At 69.8% G+C, this 16,589-nt stretch carries 17 protein-coding genes and 3 tRNA genes; 11 read left to right on the top strand and 9 right to left on the bottom strand.

Annotated features, from left to right (window positions below; translation table 11 throughout):
- Positions 1 to 87 precede the first annotated feature (87 nt).
- Positions 88 to 687: a TetR-like C-terminal domain-containing protein gene (locus NYF13_RS04735; protein ID WP_315654393.1), complete on the top strand. Its 600-nt coding sequence runs from the start codon at positions 88 to 90 to the stop codon at positions 685 to 687.
- Here the strand turns inward: NYF13_RS04735 and NYF13_RS04730 are convergent.
- Complete coding sequence (locus NYF13_RS04730) at positions 650 to 2,149, bottom strand: adenylate/guanylate cyclase domain-containing protein (RefSeq protein ID WP_315654392.1); 1,500 nt, start codon at positions 2,147 to 2,149, stop codon at positions 650 to 652. The genes NYF13_RS04735 and NYF13_RS04730 overlap by 38 nt on opposite strands.
- Before the next feature lie 80 nt (positions 2,150 to 2,229).
- On the opposite strand from NYF13_RS04730, the gene NYF13_RS04725 reads away from it, so the two are divergent.
- Complete coding sequence (locus NYF13_RS04725) at positions 2,230 to 2,718, top strand: FBP domain-containing protein (RefSeq protein ID WP_315654391.1); 489 nt, start codon at positions 2,230 to 2,232, stop codon at positions 2,716 to 2,718.
- 59 nt (positions 2,719 to 2,777) lie between these two features.
- On the opposite strand, the gene NYF13_RS04720 is transcribed toward NYF13_RS04725, so the two are convergent.
- The gene (locus NYF13_RS04720; RefSeq protein ID WP_315654390.1) at positions 2,778 to 3,470 is read right to left on the bottom strand and encodes an FCD domain-containing protein; all 693 of its coding nucleotides are present in this window, start codon (positions 3,468 to 3,470) and stop codon (positions 2,778 to 2,780) included.
- A gap of 106 nt (positions 3,471 to 3,576) precedes the next feature.
- Between NYF13_RS04720 and NYF13_RS04715 the strand changes: the two genes are divergently transcribed.
- Together NYF13_RS04715 and NYF13_RS04710 are read left to right on the top strand one after the other, a co-directional pair.
- Positions 3,577 to 3,933 carry a VOC family protein gene (locus NYF13_RS04715; RefSeq protein WP_315654389.1) on the top strand — a complete coding sequence of 119 codons (357 nt, stop codon included), beginning with the start codon at positions 3,577 to 3,579 and terminating at the stop codon, positions 3,931 to 3,933.
- 221 nt (positions 3,934 to 4,154) lie between these two features.
- Entirely contained in the window at positions 4,155 to 5,039 is an 885-nt protein-coding gene (locus NYF13_RS04710) for a sulfite exporter TauE/SafE family protein (protein WP_315654388.1), read from the top strand.
- Positions 5,040 to 5,202: 163 nt separating this feature from the next.
- Here the strand turns inward: NYF13_RS04710 and hisC are convergent, their stop codons facing one another.
- The gene (hisC, locus tag NYF13_RS04705) at positions 5,203 to 6,258 is read right to left on the bottom strand and encodes a histidinol-phosphate transaminase (protein WP_315654387.1); all 1,056 of its coding nucleotides are present in this window, start codon (positions 6,256 to 6,258) and stop codon (positions 5,203 to 5,205) included.
- A gap of 103 nt (positions 6,259 to 6,361) precedes the next feature.
- Between hisC and NYF13_RS04700 the strand changes: the two genes are divergently transcribed.
- The 4 genes from NYF13_RS04700 (at position 6,362) to NYF13_RS04685 (ending at position 9,154) form a co-directional block, all read left to right on the top strand.
- Positions 6,362 to 6,994 (top strand): dienelactone hydrolase family protein, encoded by a 633-nt coding sequence (locus tag NYF13_RS04700; protein ID WP_315654386.1) that lies wholly within the window; start codon positions 6,362 to 6,364, stop codon positions 6,992 to 6,994.
- Between the two features lie 167 nt (positions 6,995 to 7,161).
- Complete coding sequence (locus NYF13_RS04695) at positions 7,162 to 8,871, top strand: phosphatidylglycerol lysyltransferase domain-containing protein (RefSeq protein ID WP_315654384.1); 1,710 nt, start codon at positions 7,162 to 7,164, stop codon at positions 8,869 to 8,871.
- Positions 8,872 to 8,948: 77 nt separating this feature from the next.
- Positions 8,949 to 9,038 (top strand) — tRNA-Ser (locus tag NYF13_RS04690).
- A 42-nt stretch (positions 9,039 to 9,080) separates the two neighbouring features.
- Positions 9,081 to 9,154, top strand: a tRNA-Arg gene (locus NYF13_RS04685).
- A gap of 101 nt (positions 9,155 to 9,255) precedes the next feature.
- Here NYF13_RS04685 and NYF13_RS04680 read toward each other — a convergent pair.
- Both NYF13_RS04680 and NYF13_RS04675 read right to left on the bottom strand, forming a co-directional pair.
- Positions 9,256 to 10,539 (bottom strand): helix-turn-helix transcriptional regulator, encoded by a 1,284-nt coding sequence (locus NYF13_RS04680; RefSeq protein ID WP_315654382.1) that lies wholly within the window; start codon positions 10,537 to 10,539, stop codon positions 9,256 to 9,258.
- 21 nt (positions 10,540 to 10,560) lie between these two features.
- Positions 10,561 to 10,947 (bottom strand): hypothetical protein, encoded by a 387-nt coding sequence (locus NYF13_RS04675; RefSeq protein ID WP_315654380.1) that lies wholly within the window; start codon positions 10,945 to 10,947, stop codon positions 10,561 to 10,563.
- A gap of 272 nt (positions 10,948 to 11,219) precedes the next feature.
- Between NYF13_RS04675 and NYF13_RS04670 the strand changes: the two genes are divergently transcribed.
- Positions 11,220 to 11,293 (top strand) — tRNA-Arg (locus tag NYF13_RS04670).
- Between the two features lie 152 nt (positions 11,294 to 11,445).
- On the opposite strand, the gene NYF13_RS04665 is transcribed toward NYF13_RS04670, so the two are convergent.
- A complete protein-coding gene (locus NYF13_RS04665) occupies positions 11,446 to 12,213 on the bottom strand; it encodes a nitroreductase/quinone reductase family protein (RefSeq protein ID WP_315654379.1) in 768 nt (255 codons plus the stop codon).
- Positions 12,214 to 12,463: 250 nt separating this feature from the next.
- Positions 12,464 to 13,405: a tetratricopeptide repeat protein gene (locus tag NYF13_RS04660; RefSeq protein WP_315654377.1), complete on the bottom strand. Its 942-nt coding sequence runs from the start codon at positions 13,403 to 13,405 to the stop codon at positions 12,464 to 12,466.
- 170 nt (positions 13,406 to 13,575) lie between these two features.
- On the opposite strand from NYF13_RS04660, the gene NYF13_RS04655 reads away from it, so the two are divergent.
- Positions 13,576 to 14,235 (top strand): HNH endonuclease family protein, encoded by a 660-nt coding sequence (locus NYF13_RS04655; RefSeq protein ID WP_315654376.1) that lies wholly within the window; start codon positions 13,576 to 13,578, stop codon positions 14,233 to 14,235.
- A gap of 9 nt (positions 14,236 to 14,244) precedes the next feature.
- A complete protein-coding gene (locus NYF13_RS04650) occupies positions 14,245 to 15,006 on the top strand; it encodes an alpha/beta fold hydrolase (protein WP_315654375.1) in 762 nt (253 codons plus the stop codon).
- Here NYF13_RS04650 and NYF13_RS04645 read toward each other — a convergent pair.
- Together NYF13_RS04645 and NYF13_RS04640 are read right to left on the bottom strand one after the other, a co-directional pair.
- A complete protein-coding gene (locus tag NYF13_RS04645; RefSeq protein WP_315654374.1) occupies positions 14,934 to 15,569 on the bottom strand; it encodes a nitroreductase family protein in 636 nt (211 codons plus the stop codon). The genes NYF13_RS04650 and NYF13_RS04645 overlap by 73 nt on opposite strands.
- Before the next feature lie 4 nt (positions 15,570 to 15,573).
- On the bottom strand, positions 15,574 to 16,554 hold the full coding sequence (locus NYF13_RS04640; RefSeq protein ID WP_315654373.1) for an aldo/keto reductase: 981 nt from the start codon (positions 16,552 to 16,554) through the stop codon (positions 15,574 to 15,576).
- Positions 16,555 to 16,589: the final 35 nt, after the last annotated feature.

Genomic DNA, 16,589 nt, shown 5'->3' with positions numbered 1-16,589 from the left:
AACGAGACGGATACGTTCCGTCTCGCTCGATAAGAGCACAGGTTCGACCGAGACGCAAGCGTTCCGTTCGAGTGTTAGAGTGCCGGTATGGCTGCTGAGACCCGCGGTGGTTCGGAGTTGCGCGACGACGTGACCGAGTCGCTCGCCGCCGCTTTCTACGAAGAGCTCGCCACCGTCGGCTACGGGCGGCTCTCGCTGGAGGCGGTGGCCAAGCGGGCCGGCGCCGGCAAGGCGGCCATCTACCGGCGCTGGCCGTCCAAACGCGACATGACGGTGGCGCTGCTGTCCGGCGTCGCGATCACGGCGATCGCTCCCGCGGACACCGGGACGCTGCGCGGGGACCTGGAGCACTACCTCCGCGACGCCGTCCGCGCGCTGACCCACCCGCTGGTCTCGCGGATCGTGCCCGACCTGCTGGCCGAGGCCCACCGCGACCCGGAGCTCGGACGAGCGCTGGTGGCCGGTGTCGGCGCGCCCCGGCGGGACAACGCCGTGCAGATCCTGCGCGCCGCGATCGATCGCGGTGAGGTGCCCGCCGAGGTGGACGTCGAACTGGGCCTCGACTTCCTCGCCGGACCGCTCTACTGGCGGCTGGCCGTGACCGACCTACCGGTGTCCGACGACTACCTCGACCGCCTGGTCACCCAGCTCATCCGGCTCCTGTCGCTGCCCGGTCCGCCCAGGTGACGGTGGCCTGTTCACGGCCGCGCAGCAGCAGCTCGCGGTGAACGGACCACTGCGCCCGCTCCCCACCCAGCGCCGCCCTGACCGTCGCCTCGCTGGCCAGGATCCGGGACGGCACGGACTTCGCGTGCTCGGTCAGCCGCGCGGCCTCGTTCACCGCGTCGCCGATCACCGTGTACTCCAACCGGCTCGAAGCGCCCAGCTGCCCCGCGAAGACCGGCCCGTAGGCCACCCCGATGCCCAGGTCCAGCTCACCGTCGGAAAGCACGGCGTCGCGGATCGCGCGCGCGGCCGCGAGCGCCATGGTGGGCGCGTCGGAAAGCCGCGTCGGCGCCCCGAAGACGCACAGCGCGGCGTCGCCCTGGAACTTGTTGACCAGCCCGCCGCGAGCGTCCACAGCGGACACCACACTGGCGAAGAACCGGTTCAGCTTCGCCACCAGCTCCTGCGGCGGCGTGCGCTGGGCCAGCACGGTGGAGTCGACGACGTCGACGAACAGCGCCGCCACCTCGCGCACGTCGCCGGACAGCGAGGCGCCGTACTCCAGCGCGTGCCGCGCCACGTCCGTGCCCACGTGCCGGCCGAACAGGTCCCGCATCCGCTCCTGCTCGCGCAGCCCGAAAGCCAGGTCGTTCACCGAGGTCTGCAGCAGGCCGATCTCGCTGGAATCGTCCACGTCCACCGTCACCTCGACCGAGCCGCGGGCGATCCGGTCCAGCGCGATGCGCAGCCGGTGCAGGGGAGCGGCGACGGCGCGGGCCAGCAGCGCCGTGCCGATCGCGCCGGTGGTCAGGCCGATCACCGACAGCGTGATCAGGCTTTCGGTCGGGTTCGCGTGGCCGAGGTCGGGCGGCGTCGCGACCAGCAGCACGCCCACCAGCGGCACGCCGCTGGCCAGCGCCCAGGTGACGATCAGCCGGGTCAGCACGGTCACCGGGAGTGACCCCTGGGGCGGCGCGACGTCCAGCGCCATCGTCATCACCGGCCGCGCCACCCACTCCGCGGCCAGGTAGGTCAGCCCGACGGTGGTGAGCCCGCCGAGCCCGATGGTCAGCGCCATGCCGGCCGCGTCGGTGAACGAGCCGATCCAGCCCGCCAGCGCACCGAGCCCGATCGTGCCGATCAGCCACAGCGTGCCGCTGACCACGGCCATGTCCACGGGGAGCCGCAGCGCCCGCTGCGCCTCGGCCCGGGTCGGCGGGCGGCCGCGGGTGAACCAGACCACCGTGCGACGCTGCAGGTAGGCGGTCCAGAGGGTGCCGGCGACCAGGCTCGCGGCCACGATCCCGGCCGCAGTCAGCCCGAAGATCCAGCCGCGGTCGCCGGCGTCCCCCGGCAGGCCCTGCAGGACCAGCAGCAACGCCACCACGGCGGAACCGGCGACACTGGAACCGAGGCCGAGCGCGGCGAAGCCCAGACTGGTGCGCAGAACCAGCCGGAACCGGCCCGCCGTCTTCCTCCGCACGCCGCCGATCGTATGGGTTGGGCGGCTCAGCGGCGAGAAAAGGCGTCGCCCGCGTCGTCACCACTGGTTACGGTGACGATATGCAACCGCTCGAGGTGGACCAGATCCGCGCCTCCTTCGTCAACTGCTCGCGTGGCGAAGCGAAGACCGTGACGGTCCCCGGCGAGGTCCCCTGGGCCGATCGCGACTTCCTGGGCTGGCGCGACCCGAAGGCGCCGGCGCGCGCCTACCTGGTGCTGCCGTACGAGGGGGAGGTCATTGGCCTGGCCCTGCGCGCCGCACCCCCCGCGCGGTCACGGGTGAGCAGCAACATGTGCGCCTTCTGCTCCACCACGCACCGCGTCTCCGACATCTCGCTCTTCTCCGGCCGCCGCGCGGGCAAGCTCGGCCGCGAGGGCAACACGCTCGGCACGTACATCTGCGCGAACCTGGCCTGCAGCCGTTACGTGCGACGGGAGATCCAGCCCGAGATCCCGCAACCGAACGAGTGGCTCACCCTGGAGGAGCGGATCGAGCGGCTGGAGGACAAGGTGCACCGGTTCGTCGCGCGGGTGCTGGAGTCTCGGTAGAGCACCCGCGGCGTGGTTCGACCACCTCGGAGCGAACCGGGCTGAGCCCCGCGCTCGGGTCAGGGGTTGGACGCGTAGTCGTGCGCGTAGGTTTTCGCGTCCAGCAGGTGCTTCAGCGTGATCTCACGCGCCGCGACGGCGTCGTTGCGGCGCACGGCCTCCAGGATCGCGCGGTGCTCGTCGACGGCCTTGCGGATTTGGCCCGGCAGCCGCAGCGCCGCCCGCCGCTCCTCGCCGACCAGGGCGAGCACGGAACGCAGCAGGTCGGCGACGTCGTCGTTGCCCGCGTTGCCGGCGATCACCCGGTGGAACTCGGCGTCGGTAGCGATCACCCGGAGCATGTCACCGGCCGCGGCGGCGGCCTCCATCTCGGCCACGTTGTCGGCCAGTCGCTGCACGATCCGGGGTGAGTGGTGCAGCGCCAGCCGCTCGGCCAGCGTCGGCTCGACCGTCGCGCGCAGGTCGAACAGCTTCTCGACCAGTTGCTCGTGCTCGGAGAACCAGCTGCTCAGCGGGCTGTCGGCGCTCTCCTGCTCGCGGACGTAGGTGCCCGAGCCCGCGCGGATCTGGACGTAACCGATCGAATCCAGCACCCGCAACGCCTGCCGCAGCGAACCGCGGCTGATGCCGAGCTGCTCGCCCAGGGCGCGTTCGGCGGGCAGGCGCGAGCCGGGCGCGAGCTCGCCGGTGTCGATCATCCTGCGCAGGTGGTCGACGGTGGCGCTCCAGACCTGTTCGGATTCGTGGGCCACGCGCCCATCCTCTCAGGCCCGCGCGGTCCGCGTGCGCCGGAAATCGTCGGTGGCCCGTGTCACGATCACCGGGCTGGCCGGGCCGTCGGGCCGGGGGAGGAGCGGGATGGCCGCGAAGTTCAAGGACCTGGCGATCGACGCGATCGACCACCACGCACTGGCGGACTGGTGGTGCTCGGCGCTCGGCTACGTCCGCCGCGACTCACTCACCGGCGACGAGCGCGCGCCCGACTGGCCGGTGCCGATCGTCGACCCGGAGGGGGTGGGCCCGCGGTTCTGGGTCTGCCCGGTGCCGGAGGCGAAGACGGTCAAGAACCGCATGCACCTGGACGTCTGGGGCGACCCGGGCGAACTGGTGGCGGCCGGCGCCACCCTGATCCGCGCGAAGGGCGGTGACATCGAGTGGCACGTGCTCGCGGACCCGGAAGGGAACGAGTTCTGCGTGTTCGAGCCGTCGGAATGAGGTGATGGGCGGGGCCCGCGACTGGGGTGTTCGAGCCGGGGCCGGGTGGCTGCTCGGAGTGTGGAGGGACCGGGATCGAGGTGGCGCGGATCGGGGAGGCCCGGTGAGCGGGTGTGGTGGTGCCTGTGTCGTGGTGCCGGACGGAGCTGTCCGTGTTCGCCCGGACACATCTGCGTCGCGGTGGCGGCCGGGAATGCCTATCGTCCCGGGGTGAGCGCTTTATGACGTGGTGGCACGCGGTGATCATTTTCGTCGCGGGGATCTGGGCCGGCGGGATCAACGCGGTGGTGGGCTCCGGCACGCTGGTGACGTTCCCGGTGCTGGTGGCGCTCGGGTACCCGCCGGTGGTGGCGACCACGTCGAACGCCGTCGGGATGGCGCCGGGCTCGATCAGCGGGGCGTACGGCTACCGCCGTGAGCTCGAGGGCTACTGGCCCCAGGTGATGCGCTTCGCCGTGGCGTCGTTCTTCGGCGCCATCTGCGGCACGGCGCTGCTGCTGACCCTGCCGAAAGACGCGTTCGAGACGGTCGTGCCGGTACTGGTCGGGCTGGCCGTGGTGCTGGTCATCGTCCAGCCCCGGATCTCGAAGTGGGTCCAGAAACGCCGGACGGCCGCGGCTGCTGCTGCTGAGACCAGCGTTGCGCCTGCTGATGAGGCCGGTCCCACGCCGGCTGCGGCCAGTTCCGCAGCCACAGTTGCCGCCGGCGCCGTGAACGCGTCGGCCCCATCCGGGACGAGCGGCGCCGGGCGTCCGGCCGGGCCGTTGCTGATGGGGCTGCTGTTCCTGATCGGCATCTACGGCGGTTACTTCACCGCGGCGCAGGGCGTGATGATGATGGCCGTGATGGGCATGCTGCTGGCCGAGCCGATGCAGCGCCTGAACGGGGTCAAGAATTCGCTCTCGGCCGTGGTCAACGTGGTGGCGGGCCTGATCTACGCGATCGTCGCCCCGGTCAGCTGGCCGGTGATCGGCCTGCTGGCCGTCGGCTCGACCATCGGCGGCCAGTTGGGCGCGAAGATCGGCCGCAGGCTCTCGCCCACTGTGCTGCGCGGTGTGATCGTGGTGATCGGGATCGCCGCGGTGGTGCAGCTCCTGCTGAAGTAGCGCCGACCCCGAGCCAGCCACCGCAGCGGTGAAGGTCAGGCGCCCCGCGTGAGCGCACTGCGGCGGGGCACTCAGGCGACCGGGCCGCCGCGGCGGTGCCACCGAAGGGCGGGCCCACCGCGTCAGCAGCCGGCCCGGCCCAACCCGTCGGAGGAAACCCCGGTCAGGAAAGGAATTCCCGAGCCGCGGCCAGGAACAGGTCGTTCTCCTCCGGAGTGCCGATCGTGACGCGGGCGCCGTCGCCCGGGAACGGGCGGACGATCAGTTTGCGGTCGAGCATGTGCTCCGAAAAGGCGACCGTGCGCTCGCCCAGCGGGAGCCAGACGAAGTTGGCCTGCGTGGGCGGGATGTCGTAACCCATGTCCAGCAACGAGTTCCGCACGCGTTCGCGCTCGGTGATGATCTCCTGGCAGCGCTCGAGCAACTCGTCGGCGGCGTCGAGGGACGCGATGGCCGCCACCTGCGCGAGGGCGTTCACCGAGAAGGCCACGTAGACCTGTCGCAGAGCGTCGGCGATCGGGGTCGGCGCCACGGCGTAACCGACGCGCAGCCCAGCCAGGCCGTACGCCTTGGAGAAGGTGCGCAGCACGGCGACATTGCTTCGCGTGCGCGCGAAGTCGACACCGTCCGGCACCTCGGGGTCGGTCACGAACTCCTTGTACGCCTCGTCCAGCACCACCAGCACGTGGGCCGGGACGGCGTCGAGGAAGCGCTCGATCTCGTCGCGGTGCAGCACGGTGCCGGTGGGGTTGTTGGGGTTGCAGACGAAGATCAGCTTCGTCCGGTCCGTGACGGCGGCGAGCATGGCGTCGAGGTCGAGGCCGTGGCCCTCGGTCAGCGGGATCTTGACCCCGATCGCGTGCGCCACCTGCGTGACGATCGGGTACGCCTCGAAGGAGCGCCACGCGAACATCGCCTCGTCGCCGGGACCGCACACGGCCTGGATCAGCTGCTGGCACAGGGAAACCGAGCCGCAGCCGATGGCGAGCTGCTCGATCGGCACCCCCAGCTCCGTCGCGAGCCGCTCGCGCAGAGCCTGGGAACCGCTGTCCGGGTAACGGTTGACGTCGGCCGCCGCTTCGGTGATCGCGGCCCGCACACTGGGCAGGGGGCCGCCGGGGACCTCGTTGCTCGCCAGCTTGATCGCGCCGTGGATCGTCCGGCCGGGGACGTACTTCGGCAACGATTCGAGATCAGGGCGGGGGGCGAGGGACGGCATCGTCGGTTCTCCTCGGTTCTGGCGGACAACCTCGCCACCGTATCCCGCCGCGGCCGATCCAGAAAGGTTCCCAATGTTCACCCGGAGGTGATTGAGTGCGGTGATGACATCGACGAGCACCGTGGATTACCAGCGTACCGACGGCCGCACGCTGCGCTTGACTTTCGCGGAGCCCCAGGGTGCCCTGCGGGGAGGCCTGGTTGTCCTGCACGAAGGCGACGGAGTCACCGATGGTGTGGTGTTGCTCGTCGCGAGTCTCGCGGGCGAAGGCTGGCTCACCGTCACGCCGCACCTCGAAGGCGGCGAAGCACTGACGCAGCAGGATCTCCTCGACGCGACGGACATCACACTCGAATGGCTGCTCGAACGCGGCGTCGAGGCCGACCTTCGCGGTGTCGTCGGGTTCGACCTCGGAGGCACGGCGGCGCTGCTCGTCGCCTCGCATCGGCGACTGGGAGCCGCGGTGAGCGTCGGCGGCCAGCGCGTCACGGAACTGCCGCGGCTGCTGGAGATCGCCGGCCACGTCACCAGCCCGTGGCTCGGCATGTTCGGCGACGCCGGCGACGAGGCGGGCGGTGCCGAGGTCGAGCAGCTGCGCGACGCCGCGGCCTCGGCGAAGGTGGCCACCAACGTCGTGCGCTACCCGGGCGCCAACCACCGCTTCGACGCCGACCCCGGCGCGGCGGTGGAAGCCTGGCAGCGCACCCTCGACTGGTTCGACGCCCACCTGCGCTGACTCCCCGCGCGGGCGCATCCGTGCGACCTGCACCTGATCGAACCGCCGCGGCGGTCCGCCTACCCCTGCGTCGAGCGATAAAAATGTGTGAGGTACCGGTGAAGAAGTTATTCTCCTGGTAGGGACGAAGGCGGGGGAAGCATGGCGCGGCCGTACGTGTTGCACGCGTGGTGACCGGGACGCGCGCGCAGCACACCTGGCGGGTGGCGGGGGTCACGTCCGTTGCGGCGATCACCTGGGTGAGCAGGCTGACCGGCCTGCTGACCATCCTCTCGGTGGTGGTGCCCGCCGGCCGTGGCCTGCGCGGGCGCCTGTCCGAGTGGCTGGAGCTGCCGCAGGAGGCGACGGTGGCGGCGGCGACCGTCGCGATCGTCACCGGGGTGCTGCTGATCCTGCTCGCCACCGGGCTGCGCCGGCGCAAGCGCCGGGCGTGGCAGCTGGCCGTGGGCTTCGCGGTGCTGCTGACCCTTTCGCACCTGGGGCTCAAGCACGCGCTCGGCGCGGGTGTGGTCTCGGTGGTCCTGCTGGCCGGGCTGATCGCCACGCGTCGCTACTTCGTCGCGGAGCCGGACCCGGCCACGGGCCGCTGGCGCGCCGCGCGGGTCTTCGCGCAGCTTCTGGTGGCCGGGTTCGTGATCAACGTCCTGCTGCTTTCGGTGGCGTCGGGGAAGGTGCTCGATCCGCTGGACTTCCCGGACCGGCTCGCGCAGTCCGGGCTGGCGCTGGTCGGCGTGAGCGGGCCCGCGGTGTTCCACGGGTGGTGGCTGGAAGACCTCTCGGCGGCGGTCGGGCTGCTGTTCAGCATCGCCGCGGTGCTGGTCTCGGCGTACTTCCTGCTTCGCTCCGCGGAGCCGGCTCCCCGCCTCTCGGACGGTGAGCTGGCGCGGCTGCAGGCGTTGCTCCGGGAGCACGGCGAGCGTGACTCGCTGGGCTACTTCGCGTTGCGGCGGGACAAGTTCGCGGTGTTCTCGAAGTCGGGCAAGGCCGCCGTGACCTACCGCGTGATCGCGGGCGTGGCGCTGACCTCGGCCGATCCGCTGGGGGACCACGAGGCCTGGCCGGGCGCGATCGAGGAGTACCTGGAGGTCTGCAGGCGCAACGCCTGGGTCCCGGCCGCGATGGGCGCGTCGGAGCTGGGCGCGACGGTGTGGTCGCGCTTCGGCCTGGAGGTGCTGGAAATCGGCGACGAGGCCGTGGTCGACGCCGCGGACTTCACCCTGGACGGCCGGATCATGCGCGGCGTCCGGCAGGCGGCGTCGCGGACCAAGCGCGCCGGGTACAAGGTGCTGGTGCGCCGCAGCGAGAACCTGCGCCCGGGCGAGCTGGACGAGCTGGTGGTCCTGGCCGCGAACTGGCGCGGCACGGAGACCGAGCGCGGGTTCTCGATGGCGCTGGGCCGCATGGGCGACCCCGGCTCGGTGATCGTCACGGCCGAGCAGGGCGGGCGCGTCCGCGGGGTGCTGCAGTTCGTGCCCTGGGGTGCCCACGGACTGTCCCTGGACGTCATGCGCCGAGACCGGACCGCCGACAACGGTGTCAACGAGCTGATGATCTCCGAGCTGCTGCTGTATTCGCGGGAGCACGGCATCACGCAGGTGTCGTTGAACTTCGCCGCGTTCCGCGCCTTGATGGAGCAGGGACAGCGCATCGGCGCGGGCCCGGTCGCGCGCATCTCGGCGAAGGTCCTGCACTTCTTCTCGCGCTGGATCCAGATCGAGAGCCTGTACCGGTTCAATGCCAAGTTCCAGCCGCGCTGGGTCCCGCGCTACCTCGTCTACCCGGGCGTCAGGGAGCTCCCGCGCGTCGGCATCGCCACCTTCGAAGCCGAGGGCCTCGGCGGCCGTTCCCCCTGGCTGCGGCGGCTTCTACGACGATGATCGCCCGTTGCGGGGGGTGCCTACGAGAGGGTCGCCGGGGGTGTGTAACCTATCTGGGCAGTGGTCGTTTCGGCCCAGGAGGCTTCGCCTAGTCTGGTCTATGGCGCCGCACTGCTAATGCGGTTGGGGGTAACCCCCCCTCCCGGGTTCAAATCCCGGAGCCTCCGCTGGTACCTGTTCCGGCAGGTGCTAGGTTGACAACTGAACACGCGCCCGTAGCTCAGCTGGATAGAGCATCTGACTACGGATCAGAAGGTCAGGGGTTCGAATCCCTTCGGGCGCACGTCTGGTTGAGACAGCAAGACAACAGGTCCGGCACCGTGATGGTGCCGGACCTGTTTTGCGTCCAGGGGTTTGCGTCAAGGATTCGCGCCGGGGCGCAAGTCAGTGCGTGTGTAGTCCTCCAGCGGCTCCGTCCGTTGGCTCCCAGCCGATGCCGTAAGACCTGGCTGGCTCCAGGTCGTGGAAGATCGTGTGTATCTCGCCGGTATTGTCCGGCCACAAGGGTTTGCGCGGGGCTATCGGGTCCTCCACGTCCTTGGAAAATTCGCCGTCGATGCGCCAGGCTCGGATCGGCAAATGGCCGCGGTGAAAGCGCATGTTGAGATCGAAACTTTCGCACGCGTATTCGGGCGTGCAGCAGTAGAACGGCGAGGGGAATTCGTCGACGCGGATCCGGAAGAAGAATTCGTGCTGTTCCTCCGCGTCGAGGGGGCGCGGGGGCCGCAGCCGGAATGCGGCGCGGGTGGAGGAGAGCATGCGCGTGGAGTGCACCTCGCCACCGGCAACGATGTCGATGCCGAGACCTTCGAAGGTGGGCTGCGGCTGGCCCGGTTGCAGCGGGCGGGCCAGCGAGATCGAGTGCTCGATCTCCTCCAGCCCGTCGACGTGGCTGATGATCCGCCGGGTTTCGAACACCTCCGCGCCGGTCTCGGCGAAGGTCAGGCGCACGGCCAGTGCTGAGGTGTGCCACGGGTCCTCGCGGCTCACCTGGGGTAGCCGCGAGGGGGCCGCATACGCGGTTTCGGCGAGGAGGTAAACCACGTCGTCGGCGCGCCGTTGCATGGTGCGGAGGTCCCGTTGCGCGTCTGCGGCCAGCTTGGCCAGCCGCTCGGTGTAGTGCCAGCCGGCCGGAGTGCCGAAGCCAAAGACCAACCAGGCGACTTCCTGCTGGGAATCCGGTAGCCGGGTGATCAGGCCCCGCACCGTCTCCGCGACCTTGTCGCGGACCGTGCCGGGGCTGTCTCGGTCCTCGACCTCGCAGACCTGGCGGAGCCGCGCGCCGACGTGGTCGGGCAGCGTCTTCGCCTGGATGCCCAGCCCCTTGCGGAGCACCTTCAGCTCCGCTGCGAGCGCGTCGACCTTCAGTTCCGTCCGGTCTGCCAGCGCACGGACCCGGGCGAGAGCGTCCTGCCATTCCACCACCCGTTCCTGGTCCACGGCGCAGGCGTCGAGAATCTTTTCCAGCGAGCTCAAACTCGGCAGATGGTCGCGATTGACGTCAGTGAGGCTGTACGCGGTGCTGCGTGGCATACCGCTCGCGACTGCTATCTTCCCCGCTGTCAGACCGGATTGATGGATGAGTGTCCGCAGCAGGCCCTTGAAGGCTGGAGCGGTGTTGACAACAGCAAGTTTCGATGACGAAACAACGGGCTTCGGCGAGCTCATCGGCGCTCCGTCCTGTCGTCCCTACTCGCTTCGAGTCGTATCCCCAGGAGGATAGTCCGGCCACCTGCTGCCGAGGCTGTCCGACAGCCGGCGTATCGCCTGGGAGTTGTGCTCGACGACTCCGGCCAGCGTCGCGATCTGCGGTTCGAGTGCACTGACGCCGGAGAGGTTCTTGATGAACCTGCGGCCCTGGGCGATGTTCCGGAGACCGCGGCCGACGAACACCACGGCGACGAAGGACGTCAACGACAAGGTCGCCTGCCCGATCGCGGTGAGGGGGGTGATGCCGCGAGCTATCAGAAACATGGTGAAGGAGGTTCCCACGACGACCACGACAACGTCCGGCCAATGGAGGCGAAGAGGGCTGCTGTTGCCGAGGTGGTGCTCAGGTTTCGGTGCTTCGAACATGGAAACCTCTCTGGCCAGCACTCCGGCTGGTCGGCTATCGACTCTGGCCAGCTGGTGGGGGCGGAAGACCGTGTTGAAGCTGGAGTCTATCAGCTGATTAGACAAAACCGGCAGAACACGACAGATGGACCCGGCAGGTTGTCGTAGATGAGTCTGGACATGATCTTAGAGGCGATGTGTCTGTTCGCACGATGTCTACTAGCTAGCTAGATAGTTAGGTGAACACTCATCTAGTACCTGTTCCGGCAGGTGCTAGGTTGACAACTGAACACGCGCCCGTAGCTCAGCTGGATAGAGCATCTGACTACGGATCAGAAGGTCAGGGGTTCGAATCCCTTCGGGCGCACGTCTGGTTGAGACAGCAAGACAACAGGTCCGGCACCGTGATGGTGCCGGACCTGTTTTGCGTCCAGGGGTTTGCGTCAAGGATTCGCGCCGGGGCCGCGAACCGGTACCCGCCCCGGTGACGAAATGGCTGGCCTCGGTTCGCCGGTTGGGTCAGCTTGGTGGGGCGTCCGCGATCGCGTTGAGGGCCGTCTTCACGGCTCGCTCCTCCTCGGCGAAGTGGGCGTCGAGCTCGGTGATCAGGCGGTCCAGTTCGGTCACGTCCACGATGGTCGCCAGCTCGCGCTGGATGCGGGCCACGGTGGCGTGCTGTTCGGTGAGCTTCGCCAGGTCGTCGGCCAGGGAGGGAAAACGGTCGGCGAGCATCGGAAAAGCGACGGTGTCCTCACCCTGGTGATGACGCGTCAGCGCGGTGCAGAAACCGGCACAGTGTGCCCGCAGGTCCGGCGGCGAAGGCGGCGCACCACCGCCGGACTCGCGCAGCGACACCAACTCGGCCCGCAGCCATCGGTGGACTTCGACGAGCCAATCACCCATTCCCTTCACTCGATCGAGCCGGTGCAGGACCACCACCGGGATCACCCGTGTGGTCATTTCCTGATACGACGCGTAGCCGGGTGCGACCTCCACGACACGTGAGAAGAGCCTGTCGCGCTCCTCAGGGGGCGAGATGCCCGCGTACGCGTCGTACGTCCTGTCGCCCGTCTCGACGGTGACGCGCGGGTCGGCCCGGACGTTGTGGAACCAGTCCGGGTTGCGCGCCGCCCCGCCGGCCGACGCGACGACCACGCCGGTGCCGTCCAACTCGACGTAGCCAAGCAGGCTTTCCCGTGGAAGCCCCGTTTTCGCGCCACTGGTGGTGAGCACGGCCAGCCCGGGCCTTCGCGACGGCTGCTCTCGGAAGGCGGTGATGGAATTCACATGCGGTCCTTTCCCCAAGGCGGAAGAAAACGAAACCACGGAGAAGCGCAAAATCCCGCAAACGGCCTGAACGAAGGACGGTTCGCCGAAAAAGGAGTGTCGACGATTACGGGAGTTCCGGGGAACCCGTGGTGGCTGAGTAGCCAATACCTCCGTGAATAGGCCCATAGGGGGCGCGCGCAAAAAATAACACAAGATCCGAACTGCTCGCAAGACCATTGCCGCCACCCCCTAGAAGTCTACAAAGGACTCAAGACCGAGCCGTCGAAGCGCGGGCCAGCCAAACACCGGCCTCATCGGGAAAGCCGCGCTCGTGCAGCACCCGGGCCAACCCGCGCATCCCCTTCACATCTCCAGTTTCCGCAGCGGCACGGAAGAAACGCTCCGCTCGTGTGAGGTCTCCGCGTCCCGAAGCGAGGTGTCCGAGGTTCGTCATGGCCGCGGTGTTGCCCGCTTCCGCCGCCTTGAGGTACCAGGTCTCGGCCTCCGCGAAGTCGCCGCGGCGGTGCAGCAGCAACCCCAGCCGTACCGCCGCCTCGGCGTTTCCGCCCGTGGCGCCCTGGCGGTACCACGCTTCCGCGTCTTTGGCGCGCCCGGAGCGTTCCGCGTCACGCCCGAGCAGGTAAGTGCCCGCGAGGTCACCCGCCTCGACCGCTTCGCGCCACCAGCGCGACGCTTCGGCCGTTCGGCCCTGTGCGCGCAGCAGGATGCCGACGTCGAGCATCGCCGTGGTGTCGCCCGTGCTCGCGGCGCGACGGCACCAGTCCTCGGCTTCGTCGGCTCGGTCGCCCGACGCGAGCAGGTGGCCGAGTGCGCCCATCGCCTCGGCTTCACCGGTTTCGGCGGCCGCGCGCAGCCAGTGCTCCGCGTCTTCGAGCCGGCCGCGGCGTTCGAAGCAACGGCCGAGCCCGACCATTCCGCGCGGGTCGCCGGCCAGGGCGGACTCGTGGTACCAGCGCTCGGCCTCGTCGTGGGCGTCACGGCCGGTGAGCAGGCGGGCCAGCACGGTCATCGCGACGCGATCGCCGCCGAGGGCCGCGCGGCGGTACCAGGACTCGGCTTCGCTCAGCTCACCGCGTTCGCGCAGGGCGGCGCCGACCCGGGTCATGGCCACGAGGTTCCCGCCCTCGGCCGCCTTCAACTGCAGGTAGTCATCGACCCGCGTGTTCCACTTCCGTAGCCGCCCGGACATCGGCGACGCTCCCTTCGAGCTGGTCCCCCACCTCGTAGTCGCTCGCCGGGCGCCCGGTGTGACAAGTGGCCCCGGACACGTTCGGCGGCGGCCGAGAGTTTCTGCGCGGAAAGCGCCGTGGGGCCGGGCATACTGCCGCTCCCGCCCCCATCGAGAGGACCCCGCGCGCCATGGCCCGGAAGCTCCCCACCCAGCGGATCCTTTTGCTCGTCGTCATTTTTGCCGTTGCGATCGCCGCCTTCTGGTACGCCGGAAGGCGCGTGGACGCACAGTCCTCCTCGCCGCCTCCCGCCAGCGCCGGCGACGCGACGAAGCAGTTGTCGGAGCTGAAGATCGGCGAGCGCGGGTCGATGACCGGCTACTCCCGGGAGAAATTCCCCCACTGGGACAACCAGGGGCACAACTGCAACACCCGCGAGCTGGTCCTCAAGCGCGACGGCAAGGACGTCAAGGCCGGCACCGACTGCAACCCGACCGCCGGCCGTTGGTTCAGCGTCTACGACGGGGAGACCTGGACCAAGCCCGACGACGTCGACATCGACCACATGGTGCCACTCGGCCAGGCCTGGGTCAGCGGCGCGCGCGACTGGCCGCAGGACAAGCGCGAGCAGTTCGCGAACGACCTGACCCGCCCGCAGTTGTTCGCCGTCACCGACAACCTGAACCAGCAGAAGAGCGACAAGGCGCCGGACCAGTGGAAGCCGCCGCTGGTCTCGTTCTGGTGCACCTACGCGACGGACTGGATCACGGTCAAGCACTACTACGGCCTCACCGTGACCACGGGGGAGAAGACCGCGCTGACCGACATGCTCGGCCGCTGCCCGGCCTAGGCTGGGCCGATGACGACATTCGTGCTGGTGCACGGAGGACGCGGCAGTGGCTGGGACTGGCACCTGGTCGAAGCCGAGCTGCGAAGGCGGGGGCACCAGGTCGTCGCGCCCGATCTGCCGATCGGCGAGCCCACGGCGAGACTGGGCGATTTCGCGGACGCCGTCGTCGCGGCGGTCGGCGAGCGCTCCGGCGATGACGACCTCGTCGTGGCCGCGCACTCCTACGGTGGCTTCACCGCCCCGCTGGTGGCCGAGCGGCTGAACGCGCGGCTGCTCGTCTTCGTCGCCGGCATGGTGCCCGTGCCGGGAGAGGCGCCGAGCCGGTGGTGGGAGAACTCCGGCTACACCCCGGTGGAAGGGCTGAGCGTCATCGAGCAGTTCCTCGCCGACGTGCCGGCCGAGCTGGCGGCGGAGAACCTGGCGCGCGGCCGGGACCAGGTGAGCGCCGAGTGGAACGAGCCGTGGCCGCCCGCCGCGTACCCCGAAATCCCCACGCGTGTGCTGCTCTGCCGCGAAGACCGGCTTTTCACCCCCCGAGCTGCAACGGCGCGTGGCCCGGGAACGCCTGGGGATCACGGCCGACGAGATGGGCGGCTCGCACATGGTGCTGCTGAGCCGTCCGGTGGAGCTGGCCGACCGGCTCGAGGCGTACGTCGCCGCCCTGCCATGACCTCGAGCCGCCGGGTGGTCCGGACCGATCACCACCGGTCGACGTGCAGGACTTCCGAGAGGGGACTGCGTGCGGCTGGTTTGAAGGTGTCGCCGGTGTAGTAGGCCGTGGGGATCAGCGCCGCCTGGTGGACGTCGTCCGGCAGACCGAGGATTTCCGCGGCTTCCTTCTCGTAGCTCAGGTGCAGCGTGGTCCATGCCGTGCCGAGCCCCAGCGAGCGCGCGGCCAGCATGTAGCTCCACACCGCGGGCAGCAGCGAAGCCCACAGCCCGGCCTGGTTGCCGGACGGCAGCGTGGCGGACCCCGTCTTCAGGCACGGGATCAGCAGCACCGGTACATCGCCCATCCGCTCGGCGAGGTACTCGACGCTGCCGCCGACGCGCTGCTGCACGGAGGCGCGCTGCGGGTCGTCGGCGAACAGCTTGCCCGCGAAACCCGAGGACGCCTTGTACGCCTGCGCCGCGCGGCGGTAGAGGTCGCCGATGGCCGCCCGCTGTTCGGGATCGGTGACGACGATCCACTGCCAGTCCTGGCGGTTCGAACCACTGGGGGCCTGCAGCGCGATGGTCAGCGCCCGCTCGATCAACTCCATCGGCACCGGCCGGTCGAGGTCGAGCCGCTTGCGGACGGTGCGGGTGGTGGTCAGCAGCTCTTCGGGGTTCACCGGCTCACCACTTGTCGTGCACGAGGGGGCGGATGAGCTCTTCGTACGTCGCGCGGACGCCGGCCGCGGCCTCCTCCGGCAGCGGCGGCAGCCCGGCGGCGACGGTGTTGCCCCGGGCCTGCTCCGCACTGCGCGCACCCGGGATGACCACGCTGACGCCGAGCTGGTCGAGGATCCAGCGCAGGGCGAACTGCGCGAACGTCTGTCCCTCGGGCACCAGCCCGCGCAGCCGTTCGACGGCCTCCAGACCGACCTCGTACGGGACCCCGGAGAACGTCTCGCCGACGTCGAACGCTTCGCCGTGGCGGTTGAAGTTGCGGTGGTCGTCACGGCCGAACGTGGTGTTCGCGGTGTAGCGGCCGGTCAGCAGGCCCGAAGCGAGCGGCACGCGGGCGATGATCCCGGCGCCGGTCTCCACGGCGGTGGGCAGCACGCGCTCCAACGGCTTGAGCCGCAGGCAGTTCAGGATGATCTGGACGGACGCCACGTTCGGCCGGGCGAGCGCGGTCAGCGCCTCGTCGCAGGTCTCGACGCTGACGCCGTAAGCCTTGATCCGGCCTTCGTCGACCATCCGGTCCAACGCGTCGTAGACCGCGTCCGAGGAGTACACCGGGGTCGGCGGGCAGTGCAGCTGAACCAGGTCGAGGGTGTCCATGCCGAGGTTGCGGCGGGACCGGTCGTTCCATTCCCGGAAGTTCTTCTCGACGTAGTTCTCCGGAACCTGGTCGAGCCGGCGACCCATCTTGGTGGCGACGAAGACGCCGTCACCACGTTCGGCCCGGAACCGGCCGACCAGCGTTTCGCTGCGGCCGTCGCCGTAGACGTCGGCGGTGTCGAAGAAAGTCACGCCCTCGTCCGCGGCCGCGTGCAGCACGGCCAGCGCGTCGGACTCGTCCACGGCACCCCAGTCGGCGCCGAGCTGCCAGCAACCCAGTCCCACGGCGGACACCTCACGCCCGAGCCGGGTGATCCTGCGCGTCTCCATGGCGGCGATCCTAGGCCCTGCCCATCCGGTCGGTC

This window comes from Amycolatopsis sp. PS_44_ISF1, assembly GCF_032335455.1.
Lineage (GTDB): Bacteria > Actinomycetota > Actinomycetes > Mycobacteriales > Pseudonocardiaceae > Amycolatopsis.
The sequence above is the reverse complement of the archived record's forward strand: the minus strand, read 5'-3'. Positions and strand labels throughout refer to the sequence as shown.